Consider the following 23,463-nt stretch of genomic DNA (forward strand, 5'->3'; position numbering starts at 1 on the left):
ATGGAAGCCACTCCCGGACGGGAAAGGCTGATCGAGCAGTTCAAGGCCGACGGCCTGAATGTGATGTTCGGAAATCCGGGGACGGTCGAACAGGGATTCCTCGACGCGGTCGACGCGGCAGCGGACTTCCGGTACGTCCTCGCCCTCCAGGAGACCGTCGCCGCCGGCATCGCCGACGGCTACGCCCGGGCCACCGGCGGCGCGGCCCTGCTCCAACTGCACTCCGGCGTGGGCCTGGGCAACGGCATCGGCATGCTCTACCAGTCGTTGCGCGGCCACACCCCGCTCGTCGTGGTCGCCGGTGACGCCGGGGTCCGCTACGACGCCATGGACGCCCAGATGGCGTCAGACCTGGTGGCGATGGCCAAACCGGTGACGAAGTACGCGACCCGGGTCACCGACCCGCGCTCCGTACTGCGCACCATCCGGCGCGCGGTCAAGATCGCCCTCACCCCGCCGCGGGGACCGGTGTTCGTCGCGCTGCCTATGGACGTGCTGGACGAGCTGAACTCCGAGCCCGTACTGCCCGCCACCGTGCCGCTCACGGACACCTCGCCCTCACCCGCCTCGGTGGGCCGGGCGGCCGAGCTGCTCGCCGCCGCCGCACGCCCGGTCGTGCTGATCGGTGACGGGGTGGCGCTCTCCGGGGCGCAGGCCGAACTCGCACGGGTCGCCGAGATGCTGGGCGCCGACGTGTACGAGGTCGACTCCTCCGAGGTGAACATCGCGGCGTCGCACCCGCTGCGCCGCGGCCAGACGGGCCACATGTTCGGCCCGCACAGCAAGGAGCTGATCGCCGACGCGGACGGGGTGCTGATCGTCGGCACCTACGTCTTCCCCGAGGTGTTCCCCGAACTGGAGAGCCCCTTCCGGGCCGGCGCGAAGGTCGTGCACATCGACCTCAACGCCTACGAGATCGCCAAGAACCACCCGGTGGACCTGGGCCTGGCCGCCGACCCCAAGCAGGCGCTGCGCGCACTGGCGGGCGTACTGGAGCACCGGCTCACCACCGCGCAGCGCACGGCCGCGCGCGCCCGGCTGGACGCCCGCTCCCGGGAGCGGGCCGCGCAGGCGGACGCACCGGACACCGACGGCACGCCGATCGCGGTCTTCCTGCGGACCCTGGCCGAGCGGACGGGCGGGGACCTCATCGTCTTCGACGAGGCGCTGACCACCTCGCCGCTGGTCACCAAGTACCTGCCGGCGGAGCGGCCGGGCGACTACCACCTCACCCGGGGCGGTTCGCTCGGGGTGGGCTTCCCGGGGGCGGTCGGGGCCAAGCTGGCCCGCCCGGACCGGCTCGTCGTCGGCTTCGCGGGCGACGGCGGGTCGATGTACACCTACCAGGCGCTGTGGACCGCGGTCCGGCACGGCATCAACGCCAAGTTCGTGGTCTGCAACAACCGCAAGTACCGGCTGCTGGACGACAACATCGCCCAGTACTGGCGGGAACGGGACATCCCCGAGCACGGCTTCCCGGGATCCTTCGACCTCTCCCACCCCGAGATCGACTTCGCCGGGCTGGCACGTGCCCTCGGCGCGGACGGGACGCGGGTGGAGAAGCCGGACGAGGCGGTCGCGGCCGTGGGCCGGATGCTGGCCCACCCCGGCCCGTACCTCGTGGACATCCAGGTCTGATCCCCGCGCCACTGATCCCCGCGCCACGAGCACCGCACAGCGATCCCCGCACGGCGCATCGAGATCCCTGCACAGCGAGCCCCGCACAGCGCACCTGACATCACCGCCCCTGACATCACCGCACCGGTACGGACAGGAGGAGACCGCATGCCCGTCGAGCGGCTGACCGAGGACGCGATCCGCAGTTTCGCCGAGAACTGGTACGTGGCCCTGGACCAGCACCTTCCGCTGGATCAGGTGCTCGCCATGATCACCGAGGACCTGGAGTTCAAGGTCCCCGAGGACACCTTCCTCGGACACGAGGGCTTCGGCCGCTGGTACGCCGCCGTGACCTCCCGCTTCTTCGACGAGGTCCACACCGTCACCAAGGTCGAGCCCGTCATCGAGGGCGACCGGGCCATCGTCCGGGTCCTCGTGAACTGGCAGGCCAAGATCTGGGACCCGCCCGCTCCGCGCAGCCAGTGGCTCGGCTTCGACGCCGACCAGACCTGGGTCGTCGTGGCAGGCCAGGACGGACCGCTGATCAAGCAGTACACCGTCAACGAACTGGCGCCCATGCCGGGTTCCGGCTCCCTCTGACCGGCTGCGAAGACGTAGGAGGAGCGGCGATGACCGAAGTGACACGGGAGCGGGTGCGAGCGGCCTACCAGGCGCTCGGCTCCGGCGACCGGGCGCGCATCCTGGAGTACTACTCCGAGGACCTGCGCTGGCTGGTGCCGGGCAACCATCCGCTCGCCGGCTGGTACGAGAGCCTGGACGCCTTCCTGGAGTTGATGGGGCAGACCCACAAGCTCACGGGCGGCACCTTCCGGATGGACATCCAGGCGGTTCTCGTCGGTGACGACTGCAGCGCCGACGTGTGCCGCAACGTCGCCGTGCGCGACGGCGCGGACGGGGCGAGCGGGTCCCCGTACGAGCGGATGGACTACCCGGTCTTCCACTTCATGCGGTGGCGGGACGGGCGGATCGTCGAGGGCCGCGACGGCCTCTTCGGCGACACGGCGACCGCCTTCAGCCAGTTCTGGGCGCCCTTCACGCCGGACGGCACCCGCAGGGACCGATAGGGGGATGAGCGCGATGAGCGCGTTGGACGCACGAGAGATTCTGCGGAAGTACTACGAGTACGCCAATGCCGGGGACTGGGACCGCTGGTGCGACCTGTTCGCCGACGACCAGGTCATGGACGAGCAGCTGGCCGGACACATCGAGGGCCTGGAGGTCCTGCGCTCGATGATGAAGGGCATGGGGACGATGTACCGGGTCTTCCGGAACGAGCCCGTGCACTTCCTCGTCGACGGGGAGAAGGCCGCGGCCGTCTCCCACCTCACCGCCGTCAGCGCCTCCGGCGAGGCCATCGAGGCCGAGGTCATGAACTACTTCCGGATCGTGGACGGAAAGATCGTCTACATGGCGAACTACCACGACACCGTGCCCTTCCAGGTGCTCGGCCAGGGCTGAGGGGCGGGCGTGATGGCGAGAGATGAGTACGACTACATCATCGTGGGATCCGGTACCGCCGGCAGTGTCCTGGCGAACCGGCTCTCCGAGGACCCGGACGTCTCCGTCCTCGTCCTGGAGGCCGGCGGCGACCGCATCCCGCCCGAGGTGGACGACCCGTCCTCCTGGTACAAGCTGCTGGGCGGCCCCGTCGACTGGGGCTACACCAGCGTCCCGCAGCCCGGACTCGACGGCCGCCGTACGTACGAACCGCGCGGCAAGGCCCCGGGCGGCAGCAGCAACCTCTACATCATGATGCACATCCGGGGCCACGCCTCGGACTTCGACAACTGGGCCTACCAGGGGGCGGCGGGCTGGTCCTACGAGGACGTACTGCCCTACTTCGCCCTCCTGGAGGGCCAGGAGGACGCCACGGCGCCCACCACCGGCACCCGCGGCCCGCAGCGCATCACCAACGCCGGGCAGCACGGCCCCAACCCCGTCTCCCGCGCCTTCATCGACGCGGCGGTCGAGCTCGGCCACCAGGAGATCGCCGACTTCAACACGGACGGCCCCCGGCGCGGCCTCTTCGGCACCGGCTGGCACCACATCGACGTCGCGGACGGCCGCCGCCAGGGCGCCCTCGCCGCCTACCTGGAGCCGGCCCTGGAGCGGGCCAACCTGACCCTGCGCACCAGCGCGCAGAGCACCCGGCTCCTCTTCGACGGGCAGACCTGCACGGGCGTGGAGTACGTCCGGCTCGCGCCGCCCGCCCCGATCGCGGGCCGCGTGGTGGGCGACGGGCACAGCGCCGCCGCCGAGCCGGGGACGCACACCGTGCGGGCCCGCCGGGAGGTGATCGTGGCCGCCGGGGCGATCGAGTCCCCGAAGCTGCTGCTGCTCTCCGGCATCGGACACCCCGAGCAGCTGCGCGAACACGGCATCGCGGTCACCGCGGCCCTGCCCGGGGTCGGCGAGAACTTCCACAACCACGTGCTGACCGGGCTGATGGCGGAGGTCACCCAGGAACTGCCGCCGCCGGCGCAGAACCTGTCGGAGAGCGCTCTGTTCCTGTCCTCCCGGCCCGGCCTGCCCGCGCCCGACCTGCAGATCGCCTTCGTGCACGTGCCGTTCGACGTGATCGTCGGCCAGGACCACCCCCACACGGTGAGCATCCTGCCCGGGGTCGTCCGGCCCGTCTCGCGCGGCTGGATCAGGCTCGCGAGCACCGACCCGCTGGCCCACCCGCTGATCAACCCGAACTACCTGGGCGACCGGTGGGACCTGGAGCGGATGGTGCAGGGCGTCAAACTCGCCCGGGAGCTCTTCGCGACCTCCGCGTTCTCCCCCTGGTACAAGCAGGAGCTCCAGCCCGGGCCGGGCTACGTGAGTGACGAGGACCTGCGGACCTTCGTGAAGCAGAAGTCGGAGAGCTACCACCACCAGGCGGGCTCCTGCCGCATGGGCATCGACGACCTCAGCGTCGTCGACCCGGAGCTGCGGGTGCACGGCGTACGGAACCTGCGCGTCGTCGACGCCAGCGTGATGCCCGCGGTCCCGTCGGGCAACTGCCACACCGCCATCGCGATGATCGCCGAGCGCGCGGCGGACTTCCTGAAGGGAGTGTCCCGTGCCTGACGCCGTACTGCGCGAGGGCGCCCTGACCGGGACCCGGATCGCGGTCCTGGTCGAGAGCGACTTCTACGAGCCCGAGATCTTCTACTACAGCCGCCGGTTCGCCGAGGAGGGCGCCGAGGTCGACTTCCTGACCCGGCTGTGGGGCAACGGCTCCATCACCTTCACGGGCCACGAGTACCGGGCGCCGTTCACCGCCGACAAGTCCCTGGAGGGGCTGGACGACGACGCGCTGCGCCGGTACGCGGCGATCATCGTCCCCTCGGGCATGGTGGCCGACCGGCTGCGCTACACCGAGGACGTGGACGTCCTCGCACCCGCCACGGAGCTGCTGCGCCGGGCCTTCGAGGAGCCGACGGTCCTCAAGGGGATCATCTGCCACGGCATGTGGCTGGCCGCCTCGATCCCCGACAAGATCCGCGGTCGCAAGGTGGTCTGCCACAACAACCTCATCGGCGACGTCCGCAACATGGGCGCCGAGTACGTCAACGAGGACGTGGTGGTCGACGGTGACCTGGTCACCGGACGCACCGGCGCCCACCACCACCTCTTCGCCCGCCGGATCATCGAGCTGATCGCGGCGGGGCGGGGACGGGGGAGCGCCTGATGGCCGGGACGGTCTGGTCCCACGTGGGCCTGAACTGCACGGACCAGAAGACCACCGAGGAGTTCTACACCCGCTACTTCGGTTTCGCCCGGGCCAGGGTGGTCGACCTCGGCGAGTCGCAGATCGTGTTCCTGCGCAAGGGGGACGCGTACCTGGAGCTCTTCGCGGCCGGCACCGACCCGGCCCGCCCCGCGCAGGGCAACCTCCCGGCGCCGGCCGCGGGCGACGGGCCGCAGGCCCCGGGCCTGATGCGCCACCTGGCCTTCCAGACCGAGAGCGTGGACGCGTTCCTGGCGGAGTTGGGCGAAGCGGCGGAAGTGACCCTGGGGCCGCTGGACTTCGACGACTTCATCTGCGGGTGGCGGACCGTATGGGTCCGCGATCCCGACGGGGTGATCGTCGAGGTCAGCCAGGGATACGAGGACGACAGCTCTCACGACAAGGACGGTGTGTGAAACATGGCTGACGCCGTGAGTTTCTCCTTCTCCGACACGATCGCGGGCTACGTCGTCCGCTTCGACTCCCGCAGCCGGGTGCTGCGGCTCAAGACCTCCGACGGCCGCGAGTTCGACGTGTCGCTGGCCGGGGACCCGAGCGCCGAGCTGGTCCGCAACCTCGACGAGCCGTACATCGACGCCTCCGGGCACATCGACGAGATGCTCTCGCCGGGCCGCCTCCTGTTCGTCTACGGCATCCACTACCCGGGGTCCGGCGGGCGCTTCGACGCCAAGCGCCTGGTCTTCCTGGGCCGCGGCGCCGAGGACTACCGGTTCGAGGAGCCCAGCTGGTGGATCAAGCAGATCGAGTCACTGGCCGACTTCTACAAGCGGGCCCAGTTCGGTGACGGACCGGTGGACTTCACCGAGTACCGCACCGAGATCCGGCTCGGCGGCGACAAGACCGCCAGCCACGTCCAGGAGACCGACACGATCTCCCGGCTGGTCTACGGCATGGCCTCGGCCTACCTGCTGACCGGCAAGGACGAGTACCTGGAGGTCGCCGAGCGGGGCACCGAGTACCTGCGCAAGCACATGAGGGTCGTGGACAGCGAGGAGGACGTGGTCTTCTGGTACCACGGCATCCGCGTCGACGGGGACAGCGAGCGCAAGCTGTTCACCTCGGAGTTCTCCGACGACTACGACGCGATCCCGATGTACGAGCAGATCTACGCCCTGGCCGGCCCCATCCAGACGTACCGCGTCACCGGAGACGTACGCATCAAGAACGACGCGGACGCCACCATCCGGCTGTTCGACAAGTTCTTCAAGGACGAGGAACTGGGCGGCTACTACTCGCACATCGACCCCATCCTGTTCAGCGCCGACCACGAGTCGCTGGGCGAGAACGCGGAGCGCAAGAACTGGAACTCGGTCGGCGACCACGCGCCCGCCTACCTGATCAACCTGTACCTGGCGACCGGCGACCAGAGGTACGCCGATTTCCTGGAGTACACCTTCGACACCATCGCGGACAAGTTCCCGGACTACAAGAACAGCCCCTTCGTCCAGGAACGCTTCCACCGCGACTGGTCGCACGACACGGCGCACAGCTGGCAGCAGAACCGCGCCGTGGTCGGGCACAACCTCAAGATCGCCTGGAACCTGATGCGGATGAACTCCCTCAAAGCCAAGCCGGCCTACGAGGAGCTCGCCCGCAAGATCGGCGAGATCATGCCGGCCGTCGGCAGCGACCGCCAGCGCGGCGGCTGGTACGACGTGGTCGAGCGCGTGAAGGAGGACGGCGAAGAGGCGTACCGCTTCGCCTGGCACGACCGCAAGGCGTGGTGGCAGCAGGAGCAGGCGATCCTGGCCTACCTCATCCTGAACGGCACGGTCGGCGGCGAGGACTTCCTGCGCGAGGCCCGGCAGGCGGAGTCCTTCTACAACACCTTCTTCCTCGACCACGACGAGGGGGCCGTCTACTTCAACGTGCTCGCCAGCGGTACGCCGTACCTGCTCGGCACCGAGCGGCTCAAGGGCAGCCACTCGATGTCCATGTACCACTCGGCGGAGCTCTGCTACCTCTCCGCCGTCTACAACAACCTGCTCATCAACGGCCGGGAAATGGACTTCCACTTCCAGCCCGACCCCAGCGACCTGCCCGACCGCGTCCTGCGCGTCTCACCCGACCTCCTGCCCGCGGGCTCCATCGAGGTCGCGTCCGTCGAGATCGACGAGAAGCCGTGGACGGACTTCGACGCGAAGGGCCTCACGGTCCGGCTGCCCGACGTCCAGAGCCGGGTCAAGGTCAAGGTCCGGCTGCGGCCGGTCACCAGGTAATGCCCAACGGGGGGCGCCCCACCATGAGGGGAAGAAGACAATGACTCTTCACGTGAAAGAACGCCGGAACAAGGGCGGCACGGTAGTCGTCGCCACCGGCGAGATCAACAGCGAGACCTCGGGGCAGCTGCTCCAGGCCCTGCTGCCGCTCGTCCGCGAAGGCCGGTCGCTGCGCATCGACCTCACCGCCGTCACCTACGTCTCCAGCGCCGGCCTGCGCACCCTGCTCGTCGTCTACCGCGAGGCCCAGCACGCCGGTGTCGCCGTCACCCTGTACGGGGTGAGCGAGGAAGTCCGGTTCGTCATGTCGGCCACCGGCTTCCTGGACTTCTTCTCCGCCGGCGAGGCCGAGGCGGCCAACGCGAAGGCCCGGGCCGCGCTATGAGCGAATCCACGACCGAACAGGTACTGCGCGTCGACGCCTACCCCACCCACGAGGTGGGCGGGTTCCGCGTCCGCGCCGGAAAGCCGTTCCCCTTCGGGGCCAACGTGGTCCCCGGCGGGGTCAGCTTCTCCGTCTTCTCCGACCAGGCCACCTCCATGACCCTGGTCATCTACAAGCGCGGCGAGGCCGAACCGATGGCCGAGCTGCAGTTCCCCGAGGAATTCCGCACCGGCAGCGTCTTCGCGATGACGGTCTTCGGCCTCGACCACGAGAACATCGAGTACGGGTACCGGGCCGACGGACCCTACGACCCCGTCACCGGCCACCGCTTCGACGCCCGCCAGGTCCTCTCCGACCCCTACGCGCGGCTGATCGCCGGCCGCGACGTGTGGGGCGTGGAGCCGGACCGCAGCCGCGGCTACCAGTACCGCTCGCGGGTCTGCCTCCAGGACTTCGACTGGGGCGACGACACCCCGCTGCGGATCCCCGCCGAGGACCTCGTGGTCTACGAGGCCCACGTGCGCGGCTTCACCCGGCACCCCTCCTCGGGGGTCACCGCCCCCGGCACCTTCGCGGGGCTGCGCGAGAAGATCCCGTACCTCAAGGAACTCGGGATCAACTGCATAGAGCTGCTCCCGGTGTTCGAGTTCGACGAGAGCGACAACCCGCGCAGCAACCCGGAGACCGGCGAGAAGCTCTACGACTACTGGGGCTACAACACCGTCTCCTTCTTCGCACCCAAGGCCGGCTACGCGGCCACCGGGCGCTACGGGATGCAGGGCGACGAGTTCCGCACCCTGATCAAGGACCTGCACGCGGCCGGCATCGAGGTCATCCTCGACGTCGTCTTCAACCACACGGCCGAGGGCAACGAGCAGGGCCCGACGATCTCCTTCAAGGGGCTCGACAACGCCACGTACTACATGCTCACGCCGGAGGGCTACTACTTCAACTTCAGCGGCACCGGCAACACCGTCAACTGCAACCACCCCGTGGTGCGCAACTTCGTGCTCGACTGCCTGCGCCACTGGGTCGCCGACTACCACATCGACGGTTTCCGCTTCGACCTCGCGGCCATCCTCGGCCGCTCCGCCGACGGCACCCCGCTGCCCAACCCGCCGCTGCTGGAGTCGCTCGCCTTCGACCCGGTGCTGCGGCACACCAAGCTGATCGCCGAGGCATGGGACGCCGGCGGCCTCTACGAGGTCGGCAACTTCCCGGCGTACGGACGCTGGGCCGAGTGGAACGGCAAGTACCGCGACACCGTGCGCAGCTTCCTCAAGGGCGACCCCGGGGTCACCGGGGAACTCGCCACCCGGGTGGCGGGCTCGCCCGACCTCTACGCCACCCGCGGCACCTCGGCGTCGGTCAACTTCCTGACCGCGCACGACGGGTTCACCCTCGCCGACCTGGTCTCGTACAACGACAAGCACAACGAGGCCAACGGCGAAGGCAACAACGACGGCGGCAACGACAACGCCAGCTGGAACTGCGGGGCCGAGGGACCCACGGACGACCCCGAGGTCAACGCCCTGCGCCTGCGCCAGATGAAGAACGCCATGGCCATCCTCTTCACCAGCCAGGGCATCCCGATGCTGCTGTCCGGCGACGAGGTGGCGCGCACCCAGCAGGGCAACAACAACACCTACTGCCAGGACAACGAACTGTCCTGGTTCGACTGGGACCAGGTCGACCAGAACACCGAACTGCTGCGCTTCACCCGGGAGATGATCGCCTTCCGCAAGCACCACCGGGAACTGCGCTCCACCTCCCACCCCACCGGGCAGATGCGGGACACCCTGGGGCTGCCCGACATCAGCTGGCACGGCGAACGGGCCTGGCAGCCCGACTGGTCGCAGGACAGCCGGCTGCTGGCGGTGGCCCGCTGCGGCACCGGGGACGACGACGTGGTGTACGTGGCCATGAACGCGCACTGGGAGTCGCACGACCTGGAGCTGCCCGCCCTGCCGGGCGGACGGACCTGGCACCTGTTCGCCGACACCTCGGCCGAGGCGCCGTACGACATCCGCACCCCCGGTGCGGAACAGGAGCTGGACAACGCCGGCAAGTACCTGATCGGCCCCCGCTCCGTCGTGATCCTCGTGGGCCGTACGAACGAGCCCGAGACGACCGGGACGTTCTGACCGAAGGAGATCTGACATGCCGCTTTCCGTGACCCTGAGCATCGAGGGTGACACCACCGTGATCGAACTGGAGGGCGAGCTGGACGCCAAGACGGCCCCGGACTTCCACCAGACCATCGAGAAGGCCGCGGGCCACGGCACCAGCACCGTCGAGATCCGGATGGCCGGCGTCGGCTACATGGCCAGCGCCGGACTGCGCTCCCTGGTCTTCGCCCAGCAGAAGGTGGCGGACCACGTCACCATCAAGGTGGTCGGCGCCATCGAGCCCGTCTCCCGGACCATCCGCACCGCCGGACTGGACCGGAGCATCCAGCTCTCCGACGACTGACGGCCGTGGGCGACATGGTCGAACTGGCGAGCAAACCCTCCGTACTGGACGTGCCCGCGAAGATCGGGGCGCTGGGCGAGATCGCCGCGTTCGTCCTGCGACTGGCCGGCCGGGCGGGCCTGGGCAAACAGGCGACGTACCGGATCCGGCTGGCCGTGGACGAGCTGGCCACGAACATCGTCATGCACGGGTACCGGGGCGGCGGCGGACGCATCACCGTCCGCGGCCACTCCGGCCCCGGCGGGGTGCGGATCGTCCTGGAGGACACCGCACCCCCCTTCGACCCCGTCGAAGGCCGCCTGGCCCCCGCCCTCGGGGTACCCCCGCACCGGCGGCGGGTCGGCGGTCTCGGCATCCACCTGGCACTCACCAGCGTGGACGACTACAGCTACGCACGCATGGACGGCCGGAACACCAGCACGCTGACTGTGAAGGCTGAGGAGACGGACCCATGCCCTCCACGACCGTGATCATCCTCGACGAGTACCCGCCCCCCACGCCCGAACTGCTCGACGCACTCAGGCTGATGGACGCGGAACTCGTCCCCCGCACCCTCGCGGAACTGCTGCGCGGCCCACTGGAAGTGCTGCCCGTGGCGGACGTGCTGCTCGCCCCGGCCGAGGCCGACGGCGAGAACATCCGGTCAGCCGTACGCAGGCTGCGCCGCTGGGCCGGGGCCCCGATCGTGGTCGTCTGGACCGTCGCGGAATTCGCCGCACTGGAGCACCACGTGCGGCTCGGCCACGACTACCTCGTACCGCCGTTCCTGCCGGCCCTGGTCGGTGCCCGGCTGCACAGCTGCTCCGAGCGGGCCGGGCTCGGCCGTACCCTGCGCGAGGCGGACGCCCGCGCCGAACTGATGGGCTACGAGAAGGAGCTGGAGATCGGCCGGGAGATCCAGGCCGGCTTCCTGCCCGAATCACTGCCCGTCCCGCAGGGCTGGGAGATCGACGTACGCTTCCGGCCCGCACGACAGGTCGCCGGGGACTTCTACGACGTCTTCGAGATGTCCCGGGGCCGCCGGCTCGCGGTGGTCGTCGCCGACGTCTGCGACAAGGGCGTCGGAGCCGCCCTGTTCATGGCCCTCATCCGCTCGCTGCTGCGGCACACCGCCGAGAACAGCGGCCTGCAGCACCTGATGGCGGCGGGCCGCACCGGGGGCAGCCGGCGTACGCCGGTCGTCGGCGCCACCCCGCTGCTCAACGCGGTCACCGCCACCAACGGCTACCTCACCCGCAACCACCTGCGGCAGGGCTACTTCGCCACCCTGTTCTTCGGCGTGCTCGACCCGCTCACCGGAAGCCTCGTCTACATCAACGGTGGCCACAACCCGCCCCTGCTGCTGTCCGGCTCCGGTGACGTGCCCGTACCGCTCGACGTCACCGGACCGGCCGTCGGCGTACTGCCCGACTGCGTCTACCACCTCGGCTACGCCCAGCTGAACCCGGGCGACACCCTCTTCGTGTTCACGGACGGGGTACCCGAGGCCCGCTGTCCGCAGGGAACCTTCCTGGGCGACGAGCGGATGCTGGAACTGCTCTCCGGCCCCCCGGCGAGCGGCAAGGACGTGGTCGACCGGATCGACCTGGCGGTGCGCGAGCACACCGGCAGTGCCGAACAGCACGACGACGTCACCATGCTGGCCCTGCACCGGCCACGTGCGGCGCGGGGGCCGCACGCAGACCTGAGGGCGGCGGCCTGATGACCCGGACCATCGTGGTGCACTCACACCGCGGCGGCACCGGGAAGTCCTCGGTACTGGCGAACCTCGCGCTGCTGATAGCGGCCGGGGGACGCCGGGTGGGGGTGGTCGACACCGACATCCACTCACCCACCCTGGACCAGTTGTTCCGCATCGCCCCCGGCGCCTCCCTGGCCGACTACCTCCTCGGCCGCTGCGAGATCGAGGCCGCCGCCCGGCAGACCGGTGTGCCGGGGCTGTACGTGGTACCGGCCCGGACCGGGACCGCGGCCCTGCGCGAGCTCATGTCCACCGGCTACGACGTGGGGCTGCTCCCCGAGGGCTTCGACCGGCTCGCCGATCACTACGCCCTCGACGTGCTGCTGCTCGACACCCACGCCGGGCTCAACAACGAGTCGGTGACGGCCATGGCCAGCGCCGACGTGGTGGTGATCCTGGCCCGCGCCGACCGCGTCGACCTCTCCGGGGTCGAGGAGACCGTCTCCCTCGCCGGGCGCCTGGCCTGCCGGCGGGCCCTGGTCCTGAGCATGGCCCCCGAGGGGGTCGACCGGGTGGACGCCCGCCGGCGCGCCGAGGAGGTCTACGGCGCACCCCTGGCCGGGATCCTTCCGTACGTACCGGAAATGGCCGCCTTGTACGGCGAGCGCATATTCGCAGAAGCCCATCCCGACCATCCCCTGGTCGGTGAATTCCGCACCATCATGTCGGCGCTGGACGCACGTGACGAAGTATCGCGCGCCTGACGCTCCCCCCTTACGCCCCCGCAGGGGGGCGTGTTGAATCGGCAGCGATTCCAGAACAAGGAGATCAGTCATGAAGATCCTCGTCGTCATGACGGCAAAGGCCACGCTCCATCTGCTCGACGGGGAACAGCACCCCTCGGGATTCTGGGCCGAGGAATTCGTCGTGCCCTACACCCTCTTCCGCGCCGCCGGCCACACCGTGGACGTGGCGACGATCGGCGGCCAGGCCCCGACGGTCGACCAGACCAGCATCGACCCGCAGTTCCTCCAGTGGGTCCGCCCGGCGGGCTCCCCCGACGAGGACGCCGCCAACGCGGCCGCATACGTACGGGTCATCGAGGACACCCCGCAGCTCAAGAACCCGATCGCGCTCGAAGCCCTCGGTGAGAAGGACATCGCCGACTACGACGGGATCTACGTCAGCGGCGGCCACGGCGCGATCGGGGACCTGCCCAAGTCCGACGAACTGGCCCAGGTCCTGCGGTGGGCCATCGCCCAGGACAAGCCGCTGGCCACCGTCTGCCACGGCCACACCTCGCTCCTGGCGCTGCGCGACGGCGAGGGCCGCTGGCCGTTCGAGGGCTACCGGATGACGGCGTTCTCGCACAGCGAGGAGCTCGTCACCAACATGGCCGGCCGGCTCCCGCTGATCCTGGAGGTCGAACTGACCCGGCTCGGCGCCCGCTACGAGAAGGCCGAGGCGATCTGGGACTCCCACGTCGTCGTCGACCGCCGGCTCACCACCGGCCAGAACCCGTACTCCTCCAAGGCCCTCGCCGAGACCTTCTTAGCGCAGCTCGCGAAGGGCTGACAGGCCCCCGCACCCCGACACGGAAGGCAGCCATGACCAAGCGTGAGCTGAGCGGCCAGCCCCTCGCCAACCCCGGGAAACTCTTCATCGGCGGCAGATGGGTCCCGTCCCGGGACGGCCGGACCGAACCCGACGTCAGCCCCGTGGACGGCCGGGAGATCGTGCCGGTGGCCCAGGCCACCGCCGCCGACGCGGACGCGGCCGTGGCCGCCGCCCGGGCGGCGTACGAGGAAGGCCCGTGGAGCAGACTCTCCGCCCAGGAACGCGCGCTGCGGCTGAACCGGGTCGGGGAGCTCATCGAGCGGGACCTGGAGGAGATCGCCCTGCTGGAGACGGTGGACATGGGCAAACCGTTCGCCTTCTCCAGCACCGTCGACGCCCCCATGGCCGCCCAGCTCATGCACTACTACGCGGGCGCGGTCACCCGCGTCGACGGCTCGTCCCGGGCGCCGGCCGGCGGGCAGCTCGCCTACACCCTGCGCGAACCGCTGGGGGTGGTGTGCGCCATCACCCCCTTCAACTTCCCGCTGCTGCTCTCGATGACCAAGATCGCCCCGGCCCTCGCCGCGGGCAACACGGTCGTCCACAAGCCCTCCCCGGCCACCCCGCTCACCGCCCTCAAGATCGCCGAGCTCTTCCAGGAGGCGGAGATCCCCGACGGGGTGCTGAACGTCATCACCGGACCGGGCGTGGAACTGGGCGAGACCCTCACCGACCACCCCGGCATCGACAAGATCGCCTTCACCGGCTCCACCGCGGTCGGCCAGTCGATCATCCGCAAATCGGCCGGCACCCTCAAGAAGGTGACGATGGAGCTCGGCGGCAAGTCCGCCAACATCGTCTTCGCCGACGCCGACCTGGACGCCGCCGAGGAGCTCGCCTTCTTCGGCATCTACTACAACAAGGGCGAGATCTGCACCGCCGGCTCCCGGCTGCTCCTGCAGCGCCCGGTCCACGACGAACTCGTCGAACGCCTGGTCCGCCGGGCCGCCGCCCTCAAACCCGGCGACCCCCGCGACCCGGCGACCCTGTTCGGGCCGCTCGCCCACCGCGGGCAGTTCGAGAAGGTCAGCTCGTACATCGAGATCGGGGAGAAGGAAGGCGCCGTCCTGCGGACCGGCGGCACCGGCTGGACCCCCGAGGGGGCCTCCAGCCAGGGCCTGTACTTCCTGCCGACCGTCTTCACCGGGGTCGACAACAGCATGCGCATCGCCCAGGAGGAGATCTTCGGCCCGGTGCTGTCGATCATCCCCTTCGACACCGAAGAAGACGCCATCCGCATCGCCAACGACAGCGCGTACGGACTGGCGGCCGGCGTGCACACCAAGGACCTGCGCCGGGCCCACCGGGTCGCCTCGCAGATCAAGGCGGGCACCGTCTGGGTCAACTGCTACAACCAGTACGACCCCTCCGTGCCGTACGGCGGCTACAAGGCCTCCGGTTACGGCCGTGAGTGCGGGCCCGAATCCCTCGAGAGCTACACCCAGACCAAGTCGGTCTGGATCGGCATGGACTGAGGAGCGTCAATGCGGACAGGCATCATCGGCACCGGCCGGATCGGCACGGTCCTCGCACGGATCCTCGTCGCCGCCGGCCACGAGGTCGTCCTCGCAGGCGCCCGCGGGCCGCAGGCCCTGGCCCCGCTGGTGGCCGAACTCGGCGCCGCGGCTTCGGCGGCGCACCCCGCCGAAGCCGCGGGCCGGGCCGACCTGGTGGTGCTGATGGTGCCGTTCGACCACGTACGGGGGCTGCTGCCGCCGCACGTGGTGCAGGACAAGGTCCTCGTGGACGCGACCAACGCGTTCGGCGGGCCCGGTACCCCCGCCGATCTCGGCGGACGCGGCTCCAGCGACCTGGTCGCCGAGTGGTACCCCGGCGCCCGGGTCGTGAAATCCCTGAACACCATGCATTTCGAGACCCTCGCCGTGGCCGGTACCGCAGGGGGCGAACGACTGGCCCATTTCACGGCGGGCGACGACGGGAAATCGAAGGAAATCGTCGCGGGAATCATTTCGGATCTCGGATTCGCCCCCGTCGACACCGGCCCGCTGCACTCCGGAGGAATTCTCCAACAGCCCGGCGGACCCCTCTTCAACCGGCCGCTCACGGAAGCGCAGGCGCTCGCATGGATCTCTCACTGAACGTGAACGGAAGACCCGAGCAGTTCTCGGCCCCGCCGAACGAACTGCTCGTGGAACGGCTGCGCGACGGCCTGGGACTGACCGGGACCAAAGTCGGCTGCGACACCGGCCAGTGCGGCACGTGCGTCGTCCGCCTCGACGGCAGGTCCGTCAAGAGCTGCCTGGTCCTCACCGCAGCGGCCGCCGGCGCCCGGGTGACCACCATCGAGGGCGTCACCACCCGAGGTGGCGAGCTCACCGGTCTCCAGGAGGCCCTGCGCGAAGAGCACGGCACCCAGTGCGGCTTCTGCACCCCCGGCATGGTCATGGCCCTCGGGGAACTCGTCGACAACACCGCCGACCGCGAGGCCCCCACCGAGCCGGAGATCCGTGAGTGGCTCACCGGCAACCTGTGCCGGTGCACCGGCTACCACAGCGTCGTACGCGGAGTGCAGCGCGCCTGCTCCGCCGCCCGCGCCGGGGAACCGGCAGCCGAGGCCGCCGCCGCGCCCGGACAGGAGGTGTGAGGCCGTGACCGCTGTGACGGGGGAGAGCGCTCTCCAGGGCAACGGAGTGCTGGGACAGCCGCTGGACATCCGCGAGGATCCGCAGCTGCTGCGCGGCGAAGCCACGTACGTCGCGGACATCGACCTGCCGGACACCGCGCACATGGCCATCCTCGGCAGTCCGGTGGCCCACGCACGGATCGTGTCCATCGAGACCAAGGCCGCGCAGGAGCTGCCCGGCGTACTGAAAGTGGCCACCGCGGCCGACTTCACCGACGTCATGCCGTTGCCCTGCATCTGGATACCCGGCGGGGTCGAGAGCCACTTCCCGCCCCACCCCTACGGGCTTCCCGGCGCCCGCCCGGTCCTGACCGGTGACCGCGTCCGGCACGTCGGCGACCCGATCGCCGTGGTCGTCGCCGAAACCCCGCGCCAGGCCGCCGCGGCCCTGGCCGCCATCGCGGTCGAGTACGAACCGCTGCCCGTGGTCACCCGCGCCGACGAGGCCCTGGCCGAGGGCGCGCCCCAGCTGCACGAGGCCGTCCCCGGCAACCTGAACGCGTACTGGACCTGCGGCGACAAGGACCGCACCGACGCGGCCATCGCCGAGGCCGAGGTCACCGTCGAACTCGACCTCGTCAACCAGCGCACCATCAACAGCCCCATCGAGCCCCGCGGGGCCGTCGGCGACTTCGACGCCACCACCGGCGAGTACACCCTCTACGCCTCCACCCAGGGCCCGCACAACCACCGCTTCCTGCTCGCCGCGCTGGTCCTCGGCATCCCCTTCAACAAGCTGCGCGTGATCGCGCCGACCGTGGGCGGGAGCTTCGGCACCAAGGGCTACCTCTACCCCGACATGGCGCTGGTCCTGCTGCTCTCCAAGGCGCTCGGCCGCCCCGTGAAGTGGGTGGACACCCGCACCGGCCTGATGAACTCCACCGTCCAGGGCCGCGACCACCGCCAGCACGTCACCCTCGCCGGCACCCGCGACGGCCGCATCACCGCCGTGCGCGCCACCAGCCACGCCAACCTGGGCGCGTACCCCTCCACCATCGGCCCCGGCGTCGCCACCGCCCTGATGGGCCGCTCCATCAGCGGCATGTACGACATCGACGCCGCCTTCTGCGAGGTCTACGCCGCCTTCACCAACACCGTCCCGCTCGGCGCCCAGCGCGGCAGCGGGCGCGCCGAGGCCGCCTTCCTGATGGAGCGCCTCGTCGACCGGTACGCCTTCGAGATCGGCATGGACCCGGCGGCCGTGCGGCGCAAGAACCTGGTGCCGAAGGAGAAGTTCCCCTACGACAACGGGCTCGGCTGGACCTACGACTCCGGTGACTACCAGCTGAACTTCGACAAGGCGATCGAGCTGTCGGGGTACGCCGACATGCCCGCCCGCAAGGCGCAGGCCCGCGCCCGCGGCAAGCGCCTCGGCGTCGGCATCGCCTCCTACGTCGCCATCTGCGGGGTCGGCCCCTCCACGAGGATGTCCAAGGAGGGCATGCTCGGCGGCACCTGGGAGAGCGCGAACATCCGCGTCCACCCCACCGGCGAGGTCACCGTGACCGTCGGCTCCGCCTCCACCGGCCAGAGCCACGCCACCGTGTTCGCGCAGGTGGCCGCCGACGAACTCGGCATCGACCCGGCGCAGGTCCAGGTCCTGGAGGGGGACACGCAAAAGGCCCCGTACGGGCAGGGCACCTACGGCTCGCGCTCCTACAGCATGGCCGCGCCGGCCGTCGCCCTCACCGCCCGCAAACTCAAGGCGAAGCTGGTCAAGGCGGGAGCCGTCTTCCTCGGGGTCCCCGAGGACAAGGTCGTCTACGCGGGCGGCGGCGTCCACGAAGAGGGCAACGAGGAGAACGCGAAGACCTTCGCCGAGCTGGCGATGGCCATGTGGTACGGCTGGGGGCTGCCCCCCGAGATCGAACCCGCCCTCGACGAGACCACCCACTTCGACCCGCCGGACTTCAACTACCCCTTCGGGACGCACGTCGCGGTGGTCGAGATCGACGAACTGACCGGCGAGACCGAGGTGGTGGCCTACACCGCCGTGGACGACGCCGGCAACATCGGCAACCCGAAGATCGTCCACGGTCAGATCGAGGGCAGCATCGTCCACGGCCTGGGCCAGGCCCTCATGGAGGCCGCCGAGTACGACGAGGACGGGCTGCTCATCAGCTCCGACCTCAGCCACTACGCCCTGCCGCGCGCCGCCGACGTGCCCTTCTTCGCCCTGGACAAGACGACCACGCCGAGCCCGCACAACCCGCTCGGCGCCAAGGGGGCCGGCGAGATCGCCACCGTGCCCCCGGCCGCCGCCGTCGTCAACGCCGTCGTGGACGCCCTCTCCGACCTGGGCGTCCGGCACATCGACATGCCCCTCACCCCCGAGAAGGTCTGGCGCCGCCTGAGAGGGGAAGCCCAGTGATCCTCACCGAGTTCGACTACGTACGGCCCGTCGGCCTCGAAGAGGCGCTGGCCCTCCTCGCCGGCACCCCCGGTGCGCGGGCCCTGGCCGGCGGCCAGAGCCTGCTGCCCGACCTGCGCACCGGCGCCGCCCGGGCCCGCCTGCTGGTCGACGTACGGCACCTGGAGGAACTCCGCGGCGTCGAGACCGCCCCGGACGGGACGCTGCGGATCGGGGCGCTGACCACGCTCGCCGAACTCGCGGCCCATCCGATGGTGCTGGCGCAGGCCCCGGAGATCGCCGCCGCGGCCCGGGCCAACGGCGACCCCCAGGTCCGCAACCTCGGCACCACCGGGGGGAACCTGGCGGCCACCGGCCGGGCCACCGACCTGCCGGTCGCGGCCATCGCCGCGGGCGCAGAGGCGGAACTGGCCGGGCGCCGGGGACGCTCCACGGTGACGGCCGAGGAACTCGCCGCCTCCGGAGTGCCGGCGGACACCGTGATCACGGCCCTGCTGGTGCCGCCCGGGGGACCGGCGGGCGCCTTCGAGAAGAGCGCCGACCGGGCCACCCGCTACCCGCTGTGCGCGAGCGCCGTACGCCTCACCGAAGACGGTCCCCGCATCGCGGTCACCGGAGCCACCGCCCGCGCCCTGCGCCTGCGCGGGGTCGAGGACCGGCTGGGCGGGGGCCCGTACACCACGGACAACGTGCTCGCGGCCTTCCGCGCCGAGCCCCGGGAGCTGTTCGTCCCGGGCCGCGGCACCTCGGCCGAGTACCTCGGCCACCTCGCGGGGGTCCTGACCGCCCGCGCACTGGCGAGGGCCCAGGCGCACGCCTGATCACCGCCCACCACGGGGGAGTTGACAAGAGTGGCCGAACCGACCAAGACGACCACGGGGGACATCGTGCACCCGGCCGGCCGGCGGGCCGGTGCGCCCAGAGGCTCCGGCTTCTGGGTGGTGGGCGCGGTCCTCGTCCTGCTCATGCTCTCCTCCTCCGTGCCCTCCGCCCTCTACGTGCTCTACCAGCAGAGATGGGGGCTGTCGGCGGGCACCATCACGGTGGTCTTCGCCCTGTACGCCGTCACCGTCCTGGCAGGGCTGCTGCTGTTCGGGTCGCTGTCCGACACCCTCGGACGGCGGCCCGTGCTGGGCGCCGCACTGGTCCTCGCGATCGTGTCCATGGGCCTGTTCGCCGGGGCCCAGGGGCTCGGACTGCTCCTCGCCGCCCGCGCCGTACAGGGGCTCGCGGTCGGCCTGGCCACCGGGGCGATGGGCGCGGCCCTGCTCGAGCTGACCCCGCGCTCCAAACCCGCACTCGGCGCCCAGGTCAACAGTGCGGGCCCCACCGTCGGCATCGGGCTCGGCGGCCTGGGCGCCGGATTCCTCGTCCAGTACGGGCCCGCACCGACCGTACTGAGCTACGCCCTGCTCGTCGGGGCCTTCGCGCTCACCCTGGTCGGGGTGGTCCGGATGGGCGAGAGCGCACCAGGGCTGCAGGGCGGCCGTTTCCGGGTCGTCCCGCGCCGCATCCGGATACCGCCGGGCACGGGCGGCCGGTTCGCCGTCCTGGTGCTCACGATCGTCGCCGTCTGGTCGGTCGGAGGCTTCTACCTCTCGCTCGGCCCGCACCTGGCCCTGTCCCTGCTCCGCAGCACCAACTACCTGGTCGGCGGCGCCACCGTCGCCCTGCTCGCGGGCGCCGCGACCGGCGCACAGCTGCTGCTCGGCCGCACCGAGGCGCTGCGCACGGCGGTCATCGGGCTGCTGGGGCTGCTGGCCGGCCTGGCGCTGGTGCTGCTGGCGCTCGGGCTGGGCTCCGCGCCCGTCTTCCTCATCGCCACGGCCGTGCTGGGCAGCGGCTGGGGCGCCGCCTTCCTGGGCTCCTTCCGCGCCCTCAGCACGCTCGCCGAGCCCGAACACCGCGGCGAACTCACCGCCGCCGTCTACGTGTTCGCCTACCTCGCCATGAGCGTCCCGTCGGTGCTCGCCGGAATGCTGACCAACATCCACGGCCTGCACCGCACCTCGGTCGGCTTCATGGCCGTCGTCGCCGGGGTGTGCGCGCTGGCCCTGATCGTCACCTTGCGGCTGTCCGCCCGTACGCGGGCAGAGGGGAGTACGGCATGAGCGACCCGGAGTTGCGGTCCGCCCTGCGCGAGCTGGAGATCTTCGCCGGTCTCACCGAGGAGCAGCTGGACTGGCTGGTCTCGGTCACCGAGCCCCGGGTGCTGGCCGACGGCGACGTGCTCTTCCGCGACGGGGACGAGGCCACCTGCTTCCACGTGCTGCTCGCGGGAGGCCTCGTCGTCACCAAGGTCATCGACGGCCGGGAGGAAGTGCTCACCCGCCACTCCACCGAGGAGGAGAGCGCCGCGGCCGAGGAGCACGACGGCAAGCCCTCCGCCGCGCACCGTTTCACCGGGGAGCTGCCGCTGCTGACGGACGGCTCCTACGTGGCCACCGCGTCCGCGTCCGGTCCCGCGACCACCGTCGTCGGCTACCCCAAGCCGGTGTTCTTCGAGATGCTGTCCCGCTGCCACGGCGTGGCCGCCGTGCTGCTGCCCGTACTTGCCTGGCGGATCAAGTCCTCCGAGGTGCAGGCCCGCAAACGGGCCACCGTGGAGGCACTGGGCACCCTCGCGGCGGGCCTCGCGCACGAGCTGAACAACCCGGCGGCCGCGGTGGCGCGCGCGGCGCAGGAGCTCGCCCCCGCCCTGGAGCGGCTGACCCGCACCGCGCACGCCTGGGGCGCGGCCGCCTCGGGGGCCGAACGCTCCCTGCTGGACCGGCTCACCGACGAGCTGGACAAACTGCCGCCGCCGCAGACCTCCGACCCGCTGGCGCAGGCGGACGCCGAGGAGGAGATCACCGACTGGGCCGAGGAGGCGGGCACCGAGCGGCCGGGGCTGCTCGGCTCGGGCGTCTCGGACCTCGGCCTGGAGCTGGGCTGGCTGCTGGAGCGGCTGGAGGGGATCGGGGAGCCGGCCCTGCCGGCCGCCCTGGACCACCTGGCGGCGCTGCTGGAGATCCGCTCCCTGGCCGCCGAGCTGCGGGCCGCGGGCCCGCGCATCTCCCAGCTCGTCGCCGCCACCCGCGATTACGCCAATCTCGACCGCGCCCCCGAACAGCGCTTCCCGGTGACGGAAGGACTGGAGAACACGCTGGTCGTGCTCCGGTCGAAGCTCTCCGGCATCACCGTGGTGCGTGAGTACGAACCCGGCCTGCCCGAACTGACGGGCTATCCAGGCGAGTTGAACCAGGTGTGGACCAACCTCGTCGACAACGCGGCCGAGGCCATGGAAGGGGCCGGCACCCTCACCCTGCGCGCCCGGGCGGAGGGCGTGTGCATGGTCGTGGAGGTCGTCGACACCGGCCGGGGCATCCCCGAGGACGTCCTGCCGCGGATCTTCGAGCCCTTCTACACCACCAAGGACGTGGGGAAGGGGACGGGGCTGGGGCTGCACCTCAGCTACCGGATCGTGACCCAGCGCCACCACGGGTCGCTCGCGGCCCGCTCCCGTCCGGGGGAGACCCGGATGGTCGTCCGGCTGCCGCTCGCCACACCGCCGGCGGCGACCGCCGCCGGTTCCCGCACCAGTTGAGCCACCACCAGCCCAGAGAGTGGAGACGCACATGGCCACGTACGACATCTCCAAGCTGCACCCGGTCTTCGTCCGCCAGATGGAGGCGCTCGCCGCCCTCGACATCGAGGCGGTCATGAAGAACTACACGGACGACGCCGTGCTCCTGCGCTTCGAAGGGGCCTCGGTGGGCATCGAGGCCGTCCGCGAGACGTTCACCGGCTACCTCTCGGTCAAGCCCACGCTGGTCGAACTCCAGGAGTACATCGAGACCGAGGACACGATCTTCTACCGCGCGATCATGAACCTGAACGGTCAGCCGGAGCACGCGTTCGGGACACTTGTGGTCCGCGATGGCCGGATCTGGCGTCAGACCGCCGGGTTCGGCAGCTGAACCCCGAGAACTGGGTAGCGTGTGCGGGGAGAGCGGGGGCAGCGCTCTCCCCGCACACGCGGAACGAGTGACAAAGGGGAGCCAATGGAGCGCGAAACCGGACGCGTCGAGGCATTCAGCGACGGCGTGTTCGCCATCGTCATCACCATTCTCGTTCTGGAACTGAAAGTTCCGAAAGAAACGGGATCGGAGTTCTGGAGCGGGGTGTGGGAGCAGTGGCCGCATTACGCCGCCTATGTGGTGAGTTTCCTCATCATCGGCGTGATGTGGGTGAACCACCACACCATCTTCAGTCACCTCAAACGGGTCGACCGCCCGCTGTTGTTCCTGAATCTCCTGGTGCTGATGGTGGTGTCGGTGATCCCGTACACCACCACCGTGCTCGCCGAACACCTCATGGAGGAGGGCGGATCGGCCAACGCGGCCGCCATCCTCTACAGTTCGGTCACCGTGGCGTACGCCCTGGCCTTCCTCGCCTTCTGGTGGTACGTCACGCGGGTCGGCCACCTCTTCCACGAACGGGTGGACAAAGAAGGCGCCCGGGCGACCCGAATGCGGTTCGGCCTGGGGGCGGTCGCCTACCCCATGACGGTGCTCCTGTCCTTTTTCTCCGCACCGCTCACTCTGGTCGCACACTTCCTGATCGCGCTCTACTATGCGGCGAACCAGATCCCGATCCCACTCGTGGTAGAGGAAGAGCGGCTCGCAACTGCCGGCGACCTCAGGAAGTAGCCGCCC

Annotated in this window: 24 protein-coding genes; all 24 read left to right on the plus strand. The window is 70.5% G+C overall.

What is annotated here, in order from left to right; translation table 11 throughout:
• The 24 genes from OG861_RS25835 (at nt 1) to OG861_RS25950 (ending at nt 23,457) form a co-directional block, all read left to right on the plus strand.
• Nucleotides 1-1,638 (plus strand): thiamine pyrophosphate-binding protein, encoded by a 1,638-nt coding sequence (locus OG861_RS25835; protein WP_329193605.1) that lies wholly within the window; start codon nt 1-3, stop codon nt 1,636-1,638.
• 147 nt (nt 1,639-1,785) lie between these two features.
• Nucleotides 1,786-2,217, plus strand: a complete 432-nt coding sequence (locus tag OG861_RS25840) for a nuclear transport factor 2 family protein (RefSeq protein ID WP_329193603.1) — start codon at nt 1,786-1,788, stop codon at nt 2,215-2,217.
• Nucleotides 2,218-2,246: 29 nt separating this feature from the next.
• Entirely contained in the window at nt 2,247-2,702 is a 456-nt protein-coding gene (locus OG861_RS25845) for a nuclear transport factor 2 family protein (protein ID WP_329193601.1), read from the plus strand.
• A 13-nt stretch (nt 2,703-2,715) separates the two neighbouring features.
• A complete protein-coding gene (locus tag OG861_RS25850) occupies nt 2,716-3,096 on the plus strand; it encodes a nuclear transport factor 2 family protein (RefSeq protein ID WP_329193599.1) in 381 nt (126 codons plus the stop codon).
• Nucleotides 3,097-3,108: 12 nt separating this feature from the next.
• Nucleotides 3,109-4,713 (plus strand): GMC family oxidoreductase, encoded by a 1,605-nt coding sequence (locus tag OG861_RS25855; protein WP_329193597.1) that lies wholly within the window; start codon nt 3,109-3,111, stop codon nt 4,711-4,713.
• On the plus strand, nt 4,706-5,317 hold the full coding sequence (locus tag OG861_RS25860; protein ID WP_329193595.1) for a DJ-1/PfpI family protein: 612 nt from the start codon (nt 4,706-4,708) through the stop codon (nt 5,315-5,317). The genes OG861_RS25855 and OG861_RS25860 overlap by 8 nt, the downstream gene beginning before the upstream one ends.
• Nucleotides 5,317-5,772: a VOC family protein gene (locus tag OG861_RS25865; protein WP_329193593.1), complete on the plus strand. Its 456-nt coding sequence runs from the start codon at nt 5,317-5,319 to the stop codon at nt 5,770-5,772. The genes OG861_RS25860 and OG861_RS25865 overlap by 1 nt, the downstream gene beginning before the upstream one ends.
• Nucleotides 5,773-5,775: 3 nt before the next feature.
• Nucleotides 5,776-7,596, plus strand: coding sequence for an AGE family epimerase/isomerase (locus OG861_RS25870; protein ID WP_329193592.1), 1,821 nt, complete (start codon nt 5,776-5,778; stop codon nt 7,594-7,596).
• 40 nt (nt 7,597-7,636) lie between these two features.
• Nucleotides 7,637-7,981, plus strand: coding sequence for an STAS domain-containing protein (locus tag OG861_RS25875; RefSeq protein ID WP_329193590.1), 345 nt, complete (start codon nt 7,637-7,639; stop codon nt 7,979-7,981).
• Nucleotides 7,978-10,125 carry a glycogen debranching protein GlgX gene (gene glgX / locus OG861_RS25880; RefSeq protein ID WP_329193587.1) on the plus strand — a complete coding sequence of 716 codons (2,148 nt, stop codon included), beginning with the start codon at nt 7,978-7,980 and terminating at the stop codon, nt 10,123-10,125. The genes OG861_RS25875 and glgX overlap by 4 nt, the downstream gene beginning before the upstream one ends.
• A 16-nt stretch (nt 10,126-10,141) precedes the next feature.
• Entirely contained in the window at nt 10,142-10,453 is a 312-nt protein-coding gene (locus OG861_RS25885; protein ID WP_190187123.1) for an STAS domain-containing protein, read from the plus strand.
• Nucleotides 10,454-10,467: 14 nt separating this feature from the next.
• On the plus strand, nt 10,468-10,923 hold the full coding sequence (locus tag OG861_RS25890) for an ATP-binding protein (RefSeq protein ID WP_329202038.1): 456 nt from the start codon (nt 10,468-10,470) through the stop codon (nt 10,921-10,923).
• The gene (locus OG861_RS25895; RefSeq protein ID WP_329193584.1) at nt 10,905-12,155 is read left to right on the plus strand and encodes a PP2C family protein-serine/threonine phosphatase; all 1,251 of its coding nucleotides are present in this window, start codon (nt 10,905-10,907) and stop codon (nt 12,153-12,155) included. The genes OG861_RS25890 and OG861_RS25895 overlap by 19 nt, the downstream gene beginning before the upstream one ends.
• Nucleotides 12,155-12,898 (plus strand): MinD/ParA family protein, encoded by a 744-nt coding sequence (locus tag OG861_RS25900; RefSeq protein ID WP_329193581.1) that lies wholly within the window; start codon nt 12,155-12,157, stop codon nt 12,896-12,898. The genes OG861_RS25895 and OG861_RS25900 overlap by 1 nt, the downstream gene beginning before the upstream one ends.
• Before the next feature lie 70 nt (nt 12,899-12,968).
• On the plus strand, nt 12,969-13,709 hold the full coding sequence (locus OG861_RS25905; RefSeq protein WP_329193579.1) for a type 1 glutamine amidotransferase domain-containing protein: 741 nt from the start codon (nt 12,969-12,971) through the stop codon (nt 13,707-13,709).
• A 32-nt stretch (nt 13,710-13,741) separates the two neighbouring features.
• Complete coding sequence (locus OG861_RS25910) at nt 13,742-15,226, plus strand: aldehyde dehydrogenase family protein (protein ID WP_329193576.1); 1,485 nt, start codon at nt 13,742-13,744, stop codon at nt 15,224-15,226.
• A 9-nt stretch (nt 15,227-15,235) separates the two neighbouring features.
• On the plus strand, nt 15,236-15,850 hold the full coding sequence (locus OG861_RS25915) for an NADPH-dependent F420 reductase (RefSeq protein ID WP_329193574.1): 615 nt from the start codon (nt 15,236-15,238) through the stop codon (nt 15,848-15,850).
• The gene (locus OG861_RS25920) at nt 15,835-16,356 is read left to right on the plus strand and encodes a (2Fe-2S)-binding protein (RefSeq protein WP_329193572.1); all 522 of its coding nucleotides are present in this window, start codon (nt 15,835-15,837) and stop codon (nt 16,354-16,356) included. Before OG861_RS25915 ends, OG861_RS25920 begins: the two co-directional genes overlap by 16 nt.
• Nucleotides 16,357-16,360: 4 nt before the next feature.
• The gene (locus tag OG861_RS25925; RefSeq protein ID WP_329193570.1) at nt 16,361-18,766 is read left to right on the plus strand and encodes a xanthine dehydrogenase family protein molybdopterin-binding subunit; all 2,406 of its coding nucleotides are present in this window, start codon (nt 16,361-16,363) and stop codon (nt 18,764-18,766) included.
• Nucleotides 18,763-19,587, plus strand: a complete 825-nt coding sequence (locus OG861_RS25930) for an FAD binding domain-containing protein (RefSeq protein WP_329193569.1) — start codon at nt 18,763-18,765, stop codon at nt 19,585-19,587. Before OG861_RS25925 ends, OG861_RS25930 begins: the two co-directional genes overlap by 4 nt.
• Before the next feature lie 30 nt (nt 19,588-19,617).
• A complete protein-coding gene (locus OG861_RS25935) occupies nt 19,618-20,877 on the plus strand; it encodes an MFS transporter (protein WP_329193567.1) in 1,260 nt (419 codons plus the stop codon).
• Nucleotides 20,874-22,352: an ATP-binding protein gene (locus OG861_RS25940; RefSeq protein ID WP_329193565.1), complete on the plus strand. Its 1,479-nt coding sequence runs from the start codon at nt 20,874-20,876 to the stop codon at nt 22,350-22,352. Before OG861_RS25935 ends, OG861_RS25940 begins: the two co-directional genes overlap by 4 nt.
• 31 nt (nt 22,353-22,383) lie before the next feature.
• Entirely contained in the window at nt 22,384-22,725 is a 342-nt protein-coding gene (locus OG861_RS25945) for a nuclear transport factor 2 family protein (RefSeq protein WP_329193563.1), read from the plus strand.
• An 84-nt stretch (nt 22,726-22,809) separates the two neighbouring features.
• Nucleotides 22,810-23,457 (plus strand): TMEM175 family protein, encoded by a 648-nt coding sequence (locus tag OG861_RS25950; protein WP_190187111.1) that lies wholly within the window; start codon nt 22,810-22,812, stop codon nt 23,455-23,457.
• Nucleotides 23,458-23,463 lie beyond the last annotated feature (6 nt).

This window comes from Streptomyces sp. NBC_00539, from assembly GCF_036346105.1.
Taxonomy (GTDB): domain Bacteria; phylum Actinomycetota; class Actinomycetes; order Streptomycetales; family Streptomycetaceae; genus Streptomyces.